The sequence below is a fragment of the Aquimarina sp. AD1 genome (genome assembly GCF_003443695.1).
Lineage (GTDB): Bacteria > Bacteroidota > Bacteroidia > Flavobacteriales > Flavobacteriaceae > Aquimarina > Aquimarina latercula.
The window spans coordinates 536,460-552,551 of record NZ_CP031966.1; the positions used below are offsets into that span (position 1 = coordinate 536,460).

The 16,092-nt window shown below is 32.2% G+C and carries 11 protein-coding genes; 2 read left to right on the forward strand and 9 right to left on the reverse strand.

Translation table 11 applies throughout. From position 1 onward, the window contains the following. Window positions 1-354: 354 nt before the first annotated feature. From D1815_RS02580 to D1815_RS02620, 9 genes are all read right to left on the reverse strand, one after another. Window positions 355-1,128 (reverse strand): hypothetical protein, encoded by a 774-nt coding sequence (locus D1815_RS02580; protein ID WP_118385823.1) that lies wholly within the window; start codon window positions 1,126-1,128, stop codon window positions 355-357. Next, a complete protein-coding gene (locus D1815_RS02585) occupies window positions 1,125-1,868 on the reverse strand; it encodes a hypothetical protein (protein WP_162897328.1) in 744 nt (247 codons plus the stop codon). Before D1815_RS02585 ends, D1815_RS02580 begins: the two co-directional genes overlap by 4 nt. A 77-nt stretch (window positions 1,869-1,945) precedes the next feature. Further along, entirely contained in the window at window positions 1,946-2,302 is a 357-nt protein-coding gene (locus D1815_RS02590; RefSeq protein WP_118385825.1) for a VOC family protein, read from the reverse strand. A gap of 79 nt (window positions 2,303-2,381) precedes the next feature. Further along, window positions 2,382-2,900 carry a hypothetical protein gene (locus D1815_RS02595; RefSeq protein WP_027394146.1) on the reverse strand — a complete coding sequence of 173 codons (519 nt, stop codon included), beginning with the start codon at window positions 2,898-2,900 and terminating at the stop codon, window positions 2,382-2,384. Window positions 2,901-2,913: 13 nt separating this feature from the next. After that, window positions 2,914-4,488 carry an FMN-binding glutamate synthase family protein gene (locus tag D1815_RS02600; protein ID WP_027394147.1) on the reverse strand — a complete coding sequence of 525 codons (1,575 nt, stop codon included), beginning with the start codon at window positions 4,486-4,488 and terminating at the stop codon, window positions 2,914-2,916. 13 nt (window positions 4,489-4,501) lie between these two features. Continuing rightward, on the reverse strand, window positions 4,502-5,785 hold the full coding sequence (locus D1815_RS02605; RefSeq protein WP_027394148.1) for an amidohydrolase: 1,284 nt from the start codon (window positions 5,783-5,785) through the stop codon (window positions 4,502-4,504). A gap of 13 nt (window positions 5,786-5,798) precedes the next feature. Next, window positions 5,799-6,335 carry a DsrE family protein gene (locus tag D1815_RS02610; RefSeq protein WP_147404308.1) on the reverse strand — a complete coding sequence of 179 codons (537 nt, stop codon included), beginning with the start codon at window positions 6,333-6,335 and terminating at the stop codon, window positions 5,799-5,801. Window positions 6,336-6,469: 134 nt separating this feature from the next. Next, window positions 6,470-8,842: a PKD domain-containing protein gene (locus D1815_RS02615; protein WP_118385827.1), complete on the reverse strand. Its 2,373-nt coding sequence runs from the start codon at window positions 8,840-8,842 to the stop codon at window positions 6,470-6,472. Between the two features lie 191 nt (window positions 8,843-9,033). Continuing rightward, window positions 9,034-9,321 carry a hypothetical protein gene (locus D1815_RS02620; protein WP_035085904.1) on the reverse strand — a complete coding sequence of 96 codons (288 nt, stop codon included), beginning with the start codon at window positions 9,319-9,321 and terminating at the stop codon, window positions 9,034-9,036. Between the two features lie 274 nt (window positions 9,322-9,595). On the opposite strand from D1815_RS02620, the gene D1815_RS02625 reads away from it, so the two are divergent. Together D1815_RS02625 and D1815_RS02630 are read left to right on the forward strand one after the other, a co-directional pair. Further along, window positions 9,596-11,926: an ATP-dependent helicase gene (locus D1815_RS02625; protein ID WP_027394152.1), complete on the forward strand. Its 2,331-nt coding sequence runs from the start codon at window positions 9,596-9,598 to the stop codon at window positions 11,924-11,926. 420 nt (window positions 11,927-12,346) lie between these two features. Further along, window positions 12,347-15,727 carry a starch-binding protein gene (locus tag D1815_RS02630; protein WP_118385828.1) on the forward strand — a complete coding sequence of 1,127 codons (3,381 nt, stop codon included), beginning with the start codon at window positions 12,347-12,349 and terminating at the stop codon, window positions 15,725-15,727. Window positions 15,728-16,092: the final 365 nt, after the last annotated feature.

A 16,092-nucleotide genomic window follows, 5' to 3' on the forward strand; every position in this document is an offset into this window, starting at 1 on the left:
TGTTGATAATGGTTTGATTCACTTATACAAATGACTTGCTTATCAAGAAAACATAGTCTTCTTGATATTTATAAATACCCGTGCGTAAAAAGGAGGAAGAATGATGAACAGCTTCCAATTAAATATTCTGGTTTAGGACAGCTTGATTAGAAGAGTGTCTGGGTTCTTCTAAGCAAATTCATCAAACACAGGAGTATGTACTATTGTTTTACAGAGTAAAACATATGTTTTATAACAAGAAAAAATGTCTTTTAGTATTTATAAACGTATCAAGATTGAAAAAAAGATCATCTTTTTATAGCGTGATTAAGTTAGGAGTGCTTTTTTTATTTTTATGTGCTTTCCTATTGGATTTTATTTTGCACTGATTACTTGAATTTCAGTTTCTTGTATCCAATTTTTTAAAAGATGTTTATTGGTGCTAAGTTCAGAAATGTAATAAACGGAATAAGAAGCAAAAACATCTGAATCTTCAATTCTTTCTATTTCTACTCCTTTAGAATCAATGTAATTTGAATGAATTAGATATAGTTGATCTTTTGTTTTTAGAATATATCCAACATGACTAGTATCAAATCCAATAAAATGAATTCCTTCTGTTAGAGTCGAGTTAATTTTAGAGATATTTTGATCAATAGAATTTTCTGAAATTTTCAAGACTTTAGATTCCACTCCTAAACTTTGTGCTTCATTAATTGGGCTTTGTTGAGCTAGTTTATACCTATTGATATTTACACCAATATGTTTTAGAGTTGTTGAAACAAAATACCCGCAAGCGATTTTCCCTTTCTTCGGGACGGATGTATGTCCTTCAAAAGACCATTCTGTACCTTCCCAAAATGGGATTATTCGATTTACTAAAGAAATTGTGAATAAATTAGATAAGGAATCAGTTGATGATCCCTTGTAATCTAGCTTTTTAGCTTGTATGCCGCTTTTTATTGATTCATAACTTTTGGACGAATCAGTTGCTAATTTTAGTTCTTTTAATGTTTGTATGTATTTGGTTTTTTGTTGATAAGAAGCTCTAGTTGTTTTGTGAGTCTCTTTATGTAAAACTTGTTCCTTGTTTTGTCCTTTGCATCCAAGATGTATAATAATCAATATTCCTAAAAGAGTTTCTTTCATTTTGGATTTATATTATTAATGATCAATATACCCGTTACTTGACTAATATCAAATCCTAAACTTATATTGTTACCATTATTATCTGTAGTGATGTTTGAAGAATTATGATAGTCAAAATTAGCACCCAATTCTAATTCGTTTTGATCAATATTATTATCATTCTCAAGAATTACTATGTTGCCAAAATCATACAATACCCGTATTTTTTTATCACTAAAATATTCTTTACTCTTTGCACCCTTCAATCCTTTCTGTTTGTTGTTTTTTAGCGAAGTATTTTTATTCTTTTCAAATTTAGAAATAGAAAGTACTTTATTGATTTTAAAGATATTTAGATCCGTTAATGAAAAGCTATATTTATTTTTTAGTATTATTTTATTTATTTCGTCCAGTTGTTGTTGGTTTGTTTTTGATTTAAAGATGATATCCCAATAATCCTTTTGTTTAAAATATGATGATTCGGGAGTAGGGAGTAGGGTTTTAGTTATGAATTCATTAATTGTATCCTTTGTGATAATACAAAATCCATATTGAATTTCCATTGGACTATAAGCCCCCATTTCATTTTTTGAAAAACGTGTTTTACATAGTATTTCCCCTTTCTGATTAATTGAAATTGGTATAATACTAGATTCAATAGTAGATGGACTGGTTATGCTTACCATTGAACTGGAAAGTGAAAACATGAATAGCCCAATAAAAAGAGTGACAATTTTTGGTATATATAATTTCAAATCCATTTAAAAATAACTTCAATAATATAAAATACAGCTACAACAAGGGAAGAGATAATAATATGCAATTATTTATTCGTTTTTTAAATAGCTTGACCGAATGTAAGAAGGTTACTATCTGGATCAAGTAAAGAAAACTCTTTCTGTCCCCAAGGTTTAGGTTCTAATTTTCCATTCGGGTGGATACTTACATTATTACTTAATAAAGTCTGATATAGTTGTTCTATGTTATTAGTTCTAATATAAACTTGTCCATAATTTTTTTTAGGATCGATTTTTTTAAACTCAAAAAAATGAATTTGAATTTCATCTTTTTCGATCATTAAATATTCATTAAAATTAGTATTCCCAAACTCTTTAAACCCTAATTTATCAATATAGAAACCTTTAGTAACATTTTTATTTCTCATTGGTAGCTTGGGATTAATATCAGTCAACATAATTTTAATGTTTTATATATATGATTTTATTTGTTTCAGGTCAATAGGATATTGATTATATGTGAAATTCTAAATACGATTAAAATAAGTCTTCAACTTCAGTTTTAATAGCAGATAAAGCGGTATCACTAGGCGAACCTTTTTCTATGATCTCTGTTAGGATAAATTCTCTCATTTTATTAGCAGAGTCTATTTCTTCTTTCATTACTGTCTTTCTAATTAAAGCAATAGTTCCATTTTTAGCAGCTTTTACGATATTCCAACATTCATCGGATATGTAAATCTGCTGGGTAAGATTATGGTCAAATTCTTGTTCAATTGTATTTACCAATAATGATTCATAACTTTTTTTATCATCATCTATAGGAGCCGTTCTTAGTAATAGCTTACCAGGAGAAATTCTTTCTAAAAATAAAGCCATGCGCTCATAAGCCTGTAATCTTAAAGGAAGTGCTTGTTTTTGATTTTCTTGATGTAATAAAAACCGTCTTCGCTTTTCTTCATTATCTGTATGCGTTTTGAAATAAAAGAGTGCCAATATCGTAATAAAGAGAGAAGGTATTAGTGAGATTAGTAATGGAATAATTTCGAGATTCATGTATATTGTTTTACTATTTGTTAGTTATTTCTTTATAATTTCCTCCAAGATGAGCGCAATCTTTTAAATCTTGAGTACAAGTAAATTCTACAGGGGTTTTGCTATACTTAAAAGATTGTTCTAAGGTTTTTGTGAGCTCACCATCATCCACATTTACATCAATGTCTTTCATTGTAAATTGAGAAGGATGTTCATATCCAGCCGCGTGGGTTATTTCTATTAGTTCTTTCCGAAACGATTTAAAATATTGCGCCAGTCGATCAGATTTAAGAGGTACGTTTATTCCTTTTTGTAACCACTTACTTTGTGTAGCAATTCCTGCAGGACATTTATTAGTATGACAAATTTGCGCTTGTATACAACCGATACTCATCATTGCTTCTCTAGCTACATTAATACAATCTGCCCCCATTGCAAAAGCCATGGCAGCTTTTGCAGGAAAACCTAATTTACCACTACCGATAAAAACTACTCTATCTGTTAGATTGTGTTTTTGAAATATTTTATAAATAGCACTAAAACCATAAATCCAAGGTAGCGATACGTGATCAGCAAAACTTGGGGGAGCAGCACCTGTTCCTCCTTCGCCACCATCAATTGTAATAAAATCGGGGCCTCTATTAGATTTTACCATTAACTCCGCAAGTAGTTCCCATTGTTCAGTTTTACCAATTGCGGCTTTGATCCCAACAGGTAATCCCGTTTCTGAAGCTATATCCTCAATCAATTGTAATAATTCTGGAACATCTTTAAAAGCTTTATGAGTGGAAGGTGATAAGACATCTTTACCTATTTCTACCCCTCTAATTTTAGCAATTTCTGATGTGATTTTTGCACCTGGGAGTACACCACCTTTACCGGGTTTAGCTCCTTGAGAAAGTTTAATTTCGATGGCTTTTATAAATGGATTTTTTTCAACTAAAGTTTTCATTTTTTCCATAGAAAAGTTTCCATCCTCTGTACGAACACCAAAATACCCTGTGCCAAAATGAAAAACAACATCCCCACCATTACTATGATATGGTGATAATCCACCTTCTCCTGTATTATGATAAGCACCTGCCTTTTTTACTCCATTATTAAGAGAATCAATAGCACGAGCGGATAATGAACCATAACTCATCGCTGAGACATTGATTGCAGATGCGGGGCGATATGGTTTTTTACGTTGATTATATGCTCCCATTACCTTTGCACAAGGTAAAAAGGTTTTATCAAGCTTATTAGGATGATCCGTATTCATCTGAAAAGGAATCATACAATTTTTTATAAAAATATGTTGATGCTGATAAATATCTCGATCAGTACCAAACCCTTCATAGTTGTTTTCATTTTTAGATGAAGCATATACCCATCCTCTTTCAATTCTATTAAAAGGAAGTTCTTCTCTATTATTAGCTACAAAGTATTGTCTCATTTCTGGCCCGATACTTTCCAGAAGGTATCTAAGGTGTCCAACGATAGGGAAATTATGACTAACCGTATGTTTTTTGTTAAAGAATATATCTCTAATCGCAATGAATATAAGAGCGATTAAAATCCACATCCACCAAGATATAGAACTAATAAAATCTAATACAGTATCCATTTATTAATTAAAATTATTGAGCATTTAAATAATCTAATGTTAATTGCGACATCACTTTTACACCTAATAGTAAACCACTTTCATCAATATAAAAATCAGGTGTATGGTGCGAAGCCGCTTTTTTTTCATCTGGTGATTTTCCTCCTAAGAAGAAGTAAAAACCAGGTACCACTTCTTGAAAATACGAAAAGTCTTCTCCTCCGGTAGTAGCTTTGGATAAAATTACATTTTCTTTTCCAGCAATTCCTTCTATGGTAGGCAACATTTTTGCTACAAGAGCGGGATCATTATAAGTGATAGAAGTATTGTTCTGAAAAGTTATGGTTGCTTCTCCACCATACGCTTTAGCAATAGCGGGAACCATCTCATTCATACGACGTATAATCATTTGACGCATTCTTGGGTCAAGTGTTCTTACCGTACCAATCATTTCTGCACTTTCTGGTATAATATTAAATCGTACACCACTAGTTATTTTTCCTACTGTTATAACTGCTGCTTCATCTACTAAAGGAGATTCTCTACTAATAATAGTTTGTAAACCGTCAATAATTTTTGCAGAAATTAAAATAGGATCAACTCCTGTCCATGGAGCAGATCCATGAGTTTGTTTTCCTTTTACATCGATTACAAAACGCTCTACAGCAGCCATGGTTCCACCTGGTTTGTATCGTATCATTCCTACTGGTGTTCCTGAATTTATGTGAAGTCCAAAGATCGCATCTACATCCGGGTTTTTAAGAACCCCTTCTTTGATCATTAATTTAGCACCACCTTCTTCTCCTGGTGGTGGACCTTCTTCTGCTGGTTGAAAAATAAATTTAACAGTACCACTTATCTTTTCTTTATTCTTACTTAAAACTTCTGCAACTCCCATTAATATTGCAGTATGCGTATCGTGTCCACAAGCATGACTTACACCAACCTCTGAACCAAGAAAAGTAGTTTTTACAGTCGATTTAAAAGGGACTTCTACTCTTTCCGTTACAGGTAATGCATCAATATCTGCTCTTAAAGCGACGACTTTTCCTTCTTTACCACCTTTTAGAATTCCTACAACTCCAGTTTTAGCTACATTTTCTGTTACTTCAATACCAAGGCTTTTTAGATGTTTTGCAATTTTTTTTGCTGTTTCAAATTCTCTATTCGATAGTTCTGGATTTTGATGAAAATCTCTTCGCCATTCTATCACCTTACTTTCTACTTTTTCTGACATAGAATTTATGGAAGGGTCTATTTTTTGCGCCTGTATACCGCAACATAACAGAAGTATGACGATTAGTATGTTGTTTTTCATAAAGTACGTTGAGTTAAAAATTAATGAGTCTAAAATCTTTATTTTGTAATTGCACTAAAGCAGTCATTGCCGATAACGAAAATTTTACTTTTGGATGTGTATCAGATTTAGAAATGTTTCTATGAGCCGCAGTTTGCCCACATAAAATAACTTGAACTCCTTTTTCTGCAAGTGCAGAAATTAAAGCAGTATTAGGATTATTGATACCAAATTTCGAATTATAATTTTCATCATTTAATATATCATTAGCGGCACTCCCATGTATTACTAACGCAACTTTAAGTTTTTTTACAGATACTCCAGCATGTACGTGCATGTTAAGATATCTGGCAGCTGTATTTATTAAAGGATTTACTTTAGTACTATCATTAAAGGATCGCCCTACATCAAAAACTGCTTTTAAATCATTTGCGAGATCAGTTTTAAAATCTGGGTTCTTAACATCGTATGTTTTACCATATTCTGTAATAATAGTTCCTTTTATGGGTTCTTTTTGACAAAAAAGCATCCCAGGGAGTAAAGCGAGGAGAAATAAAAATGTGTGTTTCAAGCCTAGTAATTTTGGTTTCTAAAGATATTCAAAAATCTATTAAAGGAAAGTTAAAATGCATTTTTGATCATTATGAAACAAAAAAGCATATTTTTATATTTTAAAAATATGCTTTTGATGCTGGCTTAATTTTATTATAGTTTCACGAATTTACCAACAGATTTATTATTTATTAAAATCATATAAAGTCCACTAGATAATTTAGTTAAATCTACTTGAGGCTGTATGATCGTATTCATTACGACTTGTCCAGATGTATTTACAATTCTTATATCTTTTTCGTTAATAGTTAGTCCATCAATGATAAGTATATCTCTTGTAGGATTTGGATAAAAATTGAAAACACTGGATCCTTGACTTAGATTTAATTGAGATAAATCTACTGAGAATATTGATGAAATAGCATTACAGCCAGTTTCATTAAAAACTTCTACACTATAATCTCCTATTTGATCGGGTCTATACTGAGAATCATTAGCTCCAGTTATCATTACACCATTAAAATACCATTGGTATTGTGCATATATTGATTCTACTGTTAGATTTTTGGTGTCCGGAATTGAAAGGGTAGGAGGTTGTGGGTTCTCCTCGACAATTACTTGTATTTCCGTTCTAGTATTTGTTGTACAGTTATCAAAGGACCCTGATACATAATACGTTTGACTTGTTTGCAAAGTATTAGCTTCATACGTTGCTCCTGTATATAATAGATTTCCACCAGTTGGAGCATCATACCATTCAAATTCACTATTTCCGGTAACAGTTAAAGAAGCGGATTCACCAATACAAATACTTTGATTTTCGCCAATTGGTTGTTGCGGAATATTAATAGTAATAAAATCATCTCTTTGTCTAGTATCTTCACCAGCACTATTGGATGTAGTAAGTGATACACTATACGTTCCACTATTGGCATAAGTATGAGTTGGATTCTGTTCTGTAGAAGTGTTTCCATCTCCAAAATCCCAAGAATATGTATTTACATTATTTATTGTGGTGCTATTAAAATTAACTGTAGAACAATTTGTTGCTGCTTCAAAATTTGCTATTGGTGGTTGATTATTATCACCCGGAATATATTTACCAGATATATAATAATTACCGATAGAAGAGTAATCAGAATATCCATTACTTAGATTACCCTCGCCAACACCATCAATTTCTATAAAATACGTTCCAAACGTAAGATCTAAATCAATATTAGCACTAAGACCAGAAGGGTCTGAAGTAGCAATTTCTTCTCCAATACCATTTAGAATACGAGCTTGTATATTAAGATTAGGGTTGTCTGGGCTGGGATTGAAATTGAAGGATACATTTCCTGTTTCAATTACAAAAGAAAAGATGTCCTTATCGGTACGATTATGAATAAAGCCAAAATTTTGATCAGCACTGACATTTCCATCCGTATCTACCAGAATAGGAGTTGCTTCTGCTAGAACATCTTTATGATCATCTTCTCTAAAACCGATACCATTTTGTGATCCAGCGATAATTTCTATATCATCTTGTTGTTGTGTAGCATCATCATATTCTCCCATACTCCAATGGCCTATTGGTTTGCTGGCGCTCCATCCCATTATAGGAGACCATTGTCCGTGACCAGCATAATATTCTTCTCCAGGCCTACCATCATGACTTAGTCTTAATGTATGTCCTACTTCGTGTGATCCAGTTTCTCCAGCGGCTCTTGTAGATAAGTTATATACCCAACAAGGATTATCAGTCCTAGTAGAAGAGAAAGAACCTAAATACGCTACACCACCAGAACCAGGCGCTGCGTCATTAGTAGGAGTAAAAATACACATCATTCTTTTGTTTTGTGGAGCTGCATCATATAAATCTCTTCTAGTAGTTACATTTAGGTTGAAAGCACTAAAATCTTCAGCCATTATTTTCCAAATATCTATTATTTTTTGATCAGAAAAATTTGGAGATTGCGCATTAATTGTTCCTCCACTTACCCAACTTGTTCCAGAAACGACCTCTCCATCAAAATCTAAATAAATAATTCCTGACGCTCCAGGAAGACTTTCTAATTGAGGAGGCATTCTCGAAGACGTATCATTTTTGTTTAACTGATTTTCTTCTTTAATTGCTTCAAAGTCTATACAAACTAGAGAATTAATATCAACTTCTTTTATGTATACCTTTCCTAGATCATTCGTGAAAATTTCATACCCCGTTTTATTATTTCTAAGCACTAAAGTCCCATCTATTTTATCTTTTGTTTTATATATTGTAAAAGTGGAGAGTTTTTCGTTATCAATACTTCCGATGTAAGTAGTTTGATCATCTTGAACCTCTTCTACTTTAGTTGTTAAGGATACAGAAGCATTTTTTGCAGGTAAACTAATAGAAAAACTCCTTGATTTAGTAGTAAGATTTTTAATAAGACCCTCCACATTATCTGCAATTAATTGTGAAGAATTTTGCTGCGCATAAGTAGCAAAAGTATTAATTATAAAAAGGGTTGAGATGAAACTTTTGAGGTAGATTTTAATCATTTTTAGATTTCTTTAAATCATTAATTAGTATAGGTTTATTAGTTTTTTTTTAGTAAAATGGTTATGCGTTGATTAATAATCAACATAACATCTCTGAAAAGAGTTTATTGTTTGAAAATTGATAAATAAAAACTCTCAATATATCATTAAGAAAATATTGAGAGCTTTCATGGCAATAACACTTAAAATTTTTAAGAGATACTTATTATTCTTTCCAAAGGAATTATTGTAGCTTGTTTTAGAATTACTTCCTTATCAGTAATTCCCCAAATAGTGGTTTCTACTTTTTTTAAACCTTTACTATCAACAAATACAATTCTTACTTTTTGACGCTCTAAATTTCCTAACGATAGTGCTCTTTGTAATTCTAGAATTCTATCTATTTGATCTTTTCTTTTATTAAGGACATCCTCTTTTGGAAATGTTAGGAACTTTATTTGTTCTTTTTCTATAGGCTGGGGATTTATGTTTGGGGACATAGGAAAAAAATTAGGTTAATTTTGGGGTTTGTATAATCTGTTAAGATTATTAATTATGCTAAATATATGTATTTTATCTTACAAAAATGCATTTAAACGATTTTTTTACTTAAAAAATTATCAATACTATAAGAAATAGGTGTCATTTGATATTTAAATTTGGTTGGAGACAATGTAGGTAAGACGTTGATGACTTGTTTATAAGTATCATTAATATTAGTTCAATAAAATAGATAGTTTACTTAAATTTCGAGGCTTATAAAACACAGAAAACTTGGAAGAATATTTAGCTGGATTGAATGATGCACAACGTGCTCCTGTACTGCAGAAAGATGGCCCTATGATTGTGATTGCTGGTGCTGGATCAGGAAAAACGAGAGTTCTTACTTTTAGAATAGCTTATTTGATGAATCAAGGAGTAGATTCATTTAATATACTGTCTCTAACCTTTACCAACAAAGCAGCACGGGAAATGAAGAAACGTATTGCTGATATTGTTGGTGCAAGTGAGGCAAAGAATCTATGGATGGGAACGTTTCATTCTATTTTTGCTAAGATATTAAGAATAGAAGCTGATAAATTAGGATATCCATCTAACTTTACTATTTATGATACGCAAGATTCTCAGAGACTAATTTCTTCAGTGATTAAAGAAATGGGATTGGATAAAGATATTTATAAATATAAACAAGTACAGTCTCGTATTTCTTCGTATAAAAATAGTTTGATCACGGTAAAAGCATATTTTCAGAATGCTGAATTAGTGGAAGCAGATGCCATGGCAAAAAGACCGCGAATGGGAGAAATCTATCAGCATTATGTAGATCGATGCTTTAAAGCAGGTGCCATGGATTTTGATGATTTATTACTTAAGACTAATGAATTATTAAACCGTTTTCCAGATGTTTTAGCCAAATATCAGAATCGTTTTAGATATATATTGGTGGATGAGTACCAAGATACAAATCATTCACAATACTTAATTGTAAAAGCATTATCAGATAAATTTCAGAATATATGTGTAGTAGGGGATGATGCTCAAAGTATATATGCTTTTCGTGGAGCAAATATTAATAATATTCTAAATTTCCAGAAGGATTATGATAATGTACAACAGTATAGATTGGAGCAAAATTATCGATCTACAAAGAATATTGTTGAAGCCGCAAATTCTATAATTGACAAAAATAAAACAAAACTTGATAAAGTTGTTTGGACAGCTAATGATCCTGGTCCTAAAATATTAGTAAACAGGTTGTTGACTGATGGGGACGAAGGTCGATATGTAGCAAGTTCTATTTTCGAAAATCAAATGCAACATCAACTGACTAACGGTCAATTTGCTATTCTTTACCGGACAAATGCACAATCCAGAGCTATGGAAGATGCACTTCGAAAAAGAGATATTAAATATAGAATTTACGGGGGATTATCGTTTTACCAAAGAAAAGAGATTAAAGATGTTTTAGCATATCTTAGGTTGATTATCAACCCAAAAGATGAAGAAGCTTTAAAGCGAGTTATCAATTACCCAGCAAGAGGAATAGGAGCTACAACTGTGGATAAACTGGTAGTAGCTGCCAATCATTATGATCGATCTATTTTTGAAGTTATAGAAAATTTGGATCGTATTAATCTTAAGATTAACAGTGGTACAAAAACTAGACTTGAAAACTTTATGAATATGATCAAGAGTTTTCAGGTAACTAATCAGAGTTCCGATGCCTTTGTGTTATCCGAAATGGTCGCTAAAAATACTGGTTTACTACAAGAACTTAAAAAGGACGGTACACCTGAAGGAATTGCCCGTATTGAAAATATAGAAGAATTGTTAAATGGTATTCGTGATTTTGTTGAAGAACAGAAAGAATTAGCTGACGAGACGGGAACTTTGGCTGAGTTTCTAGAGGATGTAGCGTTAGCTACAGATTTAGATCAAGATACTGGAGATGATGATAGAGTAGCTTTAATGACTATACATTTAGCAAAAGGATTAGAGTTTCCGTACGTGTACATTGTAGGTATGGAAGAGGATTTATTTCCTTCTGGGATGAGTATGAATACCCGATCAGAGTTAGAAGAGGAAAGAAGACTGTTTTATGTAGCACTTACAAGAGCCGAGAAGCAGGCATATTTAACTTATACACAATCTCGCTATCGATGGGGGAAATTAGTAGATGCAGAACCTAGCCGTTTTATAGAAGAAATTGATGATCAATATTTAGAATATATCACTCCAGTCGATACTTATCGTTATAAACCTTTAGTGGATACTGATATTTTTGGCGAAGTTGATAAAAGTAAATTAAGACTTAAAAAACCTGTTTCTGGATCACCTCCGGTTTCTCATAAACCATCAGAAGAACAACTACGTAAATTACGAAAACTAAGACCTGTGTCTAATGGAACAACAAGTACTCCTAAAACAAATCTTTTTGATGGAGATTTAGTACCGGGAACTATTGTAGAACATATGCGTTTTGGAAAAGGGAAGGTTCTTCAATTAGAAGGAGTAGGGCAAGATAAAAAAGCTGAAATTAATTTTGAGAATGGAGGTATAAAAAAGCTTTTATTAAGATTTGCGAAGTTAAAAGTGATAAGTTAATACTCGCATTTTTGTCTTTTAAAATTATAGTATTAAAAGATTTTTATTTGATTGTCACTAGCTTATAGATAGTCTTTAGATATCCTTAAAAACTTGTTTTTACTGGTTTATTAATGTTGTTGTTTTTATAATTTGTTAATTCTTTACTTCAATAATTAAAGAATTTTAAGAATTAGGTTTGTGAGTTAACAAAACAGATTATTTGTTATATTCCTTGCTAATTTTTTAATCATTCTTCATAATTTTAACTCTATAAGAATTAAATATCAACACTCAATCGTTTTCGTGTAAAATCGATTCTTCGATAATTATATTTTCCCGTTTTTTTTTAGAAATATTTATTACAACGTTTGAGTAATTCCCTTATAAAAGGGATGTTTTCTAGAGCGTCTTTTATTAACACACAAACCAAACTTAATTATGAGAAAATTACTCTATTTAGGGGTATTATTGTGCTTATGTATACCTAGAGTAGGTAGTGCACAGTCAGAAAGAAATCTCCCATTTTCTTGGGACAATCTTACAGTTTATTTCCTTATTACGGATCGTTTTAATAACGGAGATACTACTAATGATTCTAACTTTGATCGATTTCAGGATAGTGGAAACAATGAATTGGATTTCCATGGAGGAGATATTTCTGGAGTTACACAAAAACTTGAAGAAGGATATTTTGATGAGCTAGGAGTTAGTGCTATTTGGGTTACACCAGTTGTAGAGAATAGACATGGATTTAATAATCCACCTGCAGATGATCCAGCATTCAGAGATTATCCATATCATGGATATCATACAAATGATTGGACAGCCTTTGACCCTAATTTTACAAGTGCTGAAGATTTTGAAGAGTTTATTGATACGGCACATGATCACGGAATAAGAGTATTGGTAGATATTGTAATGAATCATTCTGGCTATAGAACATATAAGAGTGTAAATGGACAGTTAGAGTTTGTCGATGAAGATTATCCTTCAGATTGGGTACGATTACAATGCGGAACTGAGAATGGAGAGCTTCCTTGTGATGATTTAACAACTCCTCTTTTTGGCTTACCGGATATTAGAACGGAATCCTTTAATACAGTTAATCTTCCGCAATGGTTATTAGATAAGTGGGATGTAGAAGGCAGAAGGCAACAAGAAATAGATGAATTGGATGCATATTTTGCTAGAACAGGGAAACCTAGAGCTCCGAGATATTACTTAATAAAATGGTTAACCGATTGGGTTAGAGAATATGGAATTGATGGATTTAGAGTAGATACCGAAAGACATGTAGGTGTTGATGCTTGGGCTGAGCTTAAAGATGAGGCTGTTTCAGCGTTAAAAGAATGGAAACAAAACAATCCAACTAAAAAATTGGATGATTTAGATTTTTACATGACTGGAGAGCATTCTGGGGTAAATATAATAGGTAATGTTGGAGATCAATTACCAGATGATTTTACCGTAGGAAAATTCAATAGTATGATTAATTTTCGTTCTCCGAAAGAAGCTTATACCGATTTAGGTCAGGAAGAAATATTTAGTTCTTTTGCTGCAAAACTAAATAATAATGATGGTGGTTTTGGTACCCCTGGAGAGTACAACATGATAAGCTATCTGAGATCTCATGACTTTAGTGAATTCTACACGGGTAATATGTTTGAAGGAGCTGTAAAGTTATTGTTATCTCCAGGTGGAGCGCAGATTTATTATGGTGATGAATCAGGACGTCAGTTTTTTAATGCTACAACATATGTGGATGCTGGCTATCGTTCTGATATGAATTGGGATTCTATAGATGATGCCATGTTATTACATTGGAGGAAATTAGGAAAGTTTAGAAGAGAACATATTTCCATCGGTGGAGGTTCACATCAGAAACTAAGTGATGCTCCTTATATTTTTAAGCGTGAATATAATCGTAATGGTCAAAATGATAAAGCATTAGTATTCCAGGGTCAAGATAATGACTTCGAAGGAGCACTTAATATTTTCGGAATGTGGCCAGATGGAACTGTACTTAAGGATTATTTTTCTGATACAACGGCAACAGTCTCTGGCGGAACTATAACTTTTGGAACAACTTTTGGAATTGTTTTGGTTGGAGAGCCTTTTGACCTTTCAGATTCTGTTACATTATCTGTAAATCCAATTTCAGGAGTTTATACTGATACTGTAACTGTTGAAATGAATGGATCTGCAACAGCTTCAGGTTCGGCTACATCTATTTTTTATACTACCGATGGTTCTAATCCTACCGCATCCAGTACTTTATATTCTTCATCTTTTGATATAAGTAATACGACTATTGTAAGAGCGATAGCTATCGATACAGAAGGAAATGAATCAGAAGTTATTACACGTAACTATGTAATAGGTGATGGAGAACCGTTTAATGTCTATTTTAAAAAACCATCTAGTTGGTCATCTGCAAATATTTATTTATTTAATCAAAATACTGGAGATGCACTACCTGGATTTCCAGCTTGGCCTGGAGTTATTATGGATAACGTAGAAGATACTCCTTGGCTTACATATAATATAGATCAAGATGTACAGGTTGGTATTGTTTTTAATGATAATGGTGGAGATCAAACAGACGATTTAACAAGAGTAACAGAAGGTTGGTATGATAATCAATGGTTTGATAGTTGTCCAAGTGAATGCCCTACTATTTCACAACCTCCTGTGTTAACAGTTTCTCCTGGTTCTGGTACGTTTAATGGAAATGTAGATATAAGTATGAGTTCTACTAGTTCTGGAGTAATATATTATACATTGGATGGATCAGTCCCAGATGCTACAAGTACAGAGTATTCAGGATCTTTTGTCATTTCTTCTTTAGGAGTTAATGAATTAAATGCAGTTGCTATAAATAGTGCAGGAAGTTCTTCAGTAATTAATAGAATATATACTATCGAAGATACAGCAGGATATACTGTTAATTTCAGAAAACCTGATAATTGGGGTACAAGTTATATTTATTTATATGATAGAAATGCGGATGCAGCAATTCCAGGGTTTCCTGCTTGGCCAGGAATACAAATGACTCAACTCAATAATTCTCCTTGGTATTCCTATACAATTGAAGAATCTGTTGAGGTTGGTATTGTTTTTAATGATAACGGAGGATCTCAGACGGATGATTTGGTCAGAACAACAGATGGTTGGTATAATAGCAGTTGGACAGATACCTGTCCTAGCGAATGTCCGGGAGTAATTGTTGATACTTCATTTGATGTTTATTTTAAAAAGCCTTCTTCTTGGAATACTGCTTTTATTTATTTGTATGATAAAAATGCAAATACTTCAATATCTGGAGCTCCCGCTTGGCCCGGAGTAGAGATGAATGAGATTATTGGATCCCCTTGGTATTCTTATGTAATTGATGAATCTGTTGAAGTAGGAATTGTTTTTAATGATAATGGAGGATCACAAAGTAATGACATATTTAGGACTAGTGATGGTTGGTATGATAATCAATGGTTTGATAGTTGTCCCAATGAGTGTCCATCTGTAGATGATATCAAAGGCTCTTTTTCCGATAAAGTTCGGGGAAATGACTCATTGCAGCTAGTAAAAGCTTGGCCGAATCCTTTTACTGAATCCTTGACATTATCTTTTACCGGAAATATGAATGATAATCGTGTTAGTATAGAAATATTTGACCTTGCAGGAAAGAATACGAATACTACACTTATCAAGGATAACAAAACAAATACAATAACCATGGATACGGCAAACCTTCCTAAAGGGATTTATCTTCTAAAGATAATTTCTAATAAGAATGTGAAGGTGATGAAAATGGTTAAATAAACGATTATTTTGCTGAAGTAAGAAGCCTGTTGAGGAAGTGATTATCCTTGGCAGGTTTTTTTTATTGAAAAGAGAAAAGCTTTTTTAATTAAGAAGGAGTATAGTGTGGAGAAAATAAACTAGGAACAAATACTTTTAATTGTCCTAGAAATTGAGTTGAATTAAGAGTGTTGTGTTATGAATGGTTTTAGATTATAGAAACTGTTTAAAATAATATTGATAAATTTTAGAAATGTAATAAATTAAGAATCGTTATAGATGCTGAGTGTATTTTTCTTTTATTAGGTATTTGGTGGTTTTTTAACTATAAATATGAGATGTTATCATTTAAACATGATAAATATTAACACTCAAACGTTTGCGTA

What these genes read in the sequence shown, in the direction of transcription:
- D1815_RS02580 (WP_118385823.1), bottom strand. Translation starts at nt 1,128, where the DNA reads ATGAAAGAAACTCTTTTAGGAATATTGATTATTATACATCTTGGATGC.
- D1815_RS02585 (WP_162897328.1), bottom strand. Translation starts at nt 1,868, where the DNA reads ATGGATTTGAAATTATATATACCAAAAATTGTCACTCTTTTTATTGGG.
- D1815_RS02590 (WP_118385825.1), bottom strand. Translation starts at nt 2,302, where the DNA reads ATGTTGACTGATATTAATCCCAAGCTACCAATGAGAAATAAAAATGTT.
- D1815_RS02595 (WP_027394146.1), bottom strand. Translation starts at nt 2,900, where the DNA reads ATGAATCTCGAAATTATTCCATTACTAATCTCACTAATACCTTCTCTC.
- D1815_RS02600 (WP_027394147.1), bottom strand. Translation starts at nt 4,488, where the DNA reads ATGGATACTGTATTAGATTTTATTAGTTCTATATCTTGGTGGATGTGG.
- D1815_RS02605 (WP_027394148.1), bottom strand. Translation starts at nt 5,785, where the DNA reads ATGAAAAACAACATACTAATCGTCATACTTCTGTTATGTTGCGGTATA.
- D1815_RS02615 (WP_118385827.1), bottom strand. Translation starts at nt 8,842, where the DNA reads ATGATTAAAATCTACCTCAAAAGTTTCATCTCAACCCTTTTTATAATT.
- D1815_RS02620 (WP_035085904.1), bottom strand. Translation starts at nt 9,321, where the DNA reads ATGTCCCCAAACATAAATCCCCAGCCTATAGAAAAAGAACAAATAAAG.
- D1815_RS02630 (WP_118385828.1), top strand. Translation starts at nt 12,347, where the DNA reads ATGAGAAAATTACTCTATTTAGGGGTATTATTGTGCTTATGTATACCT.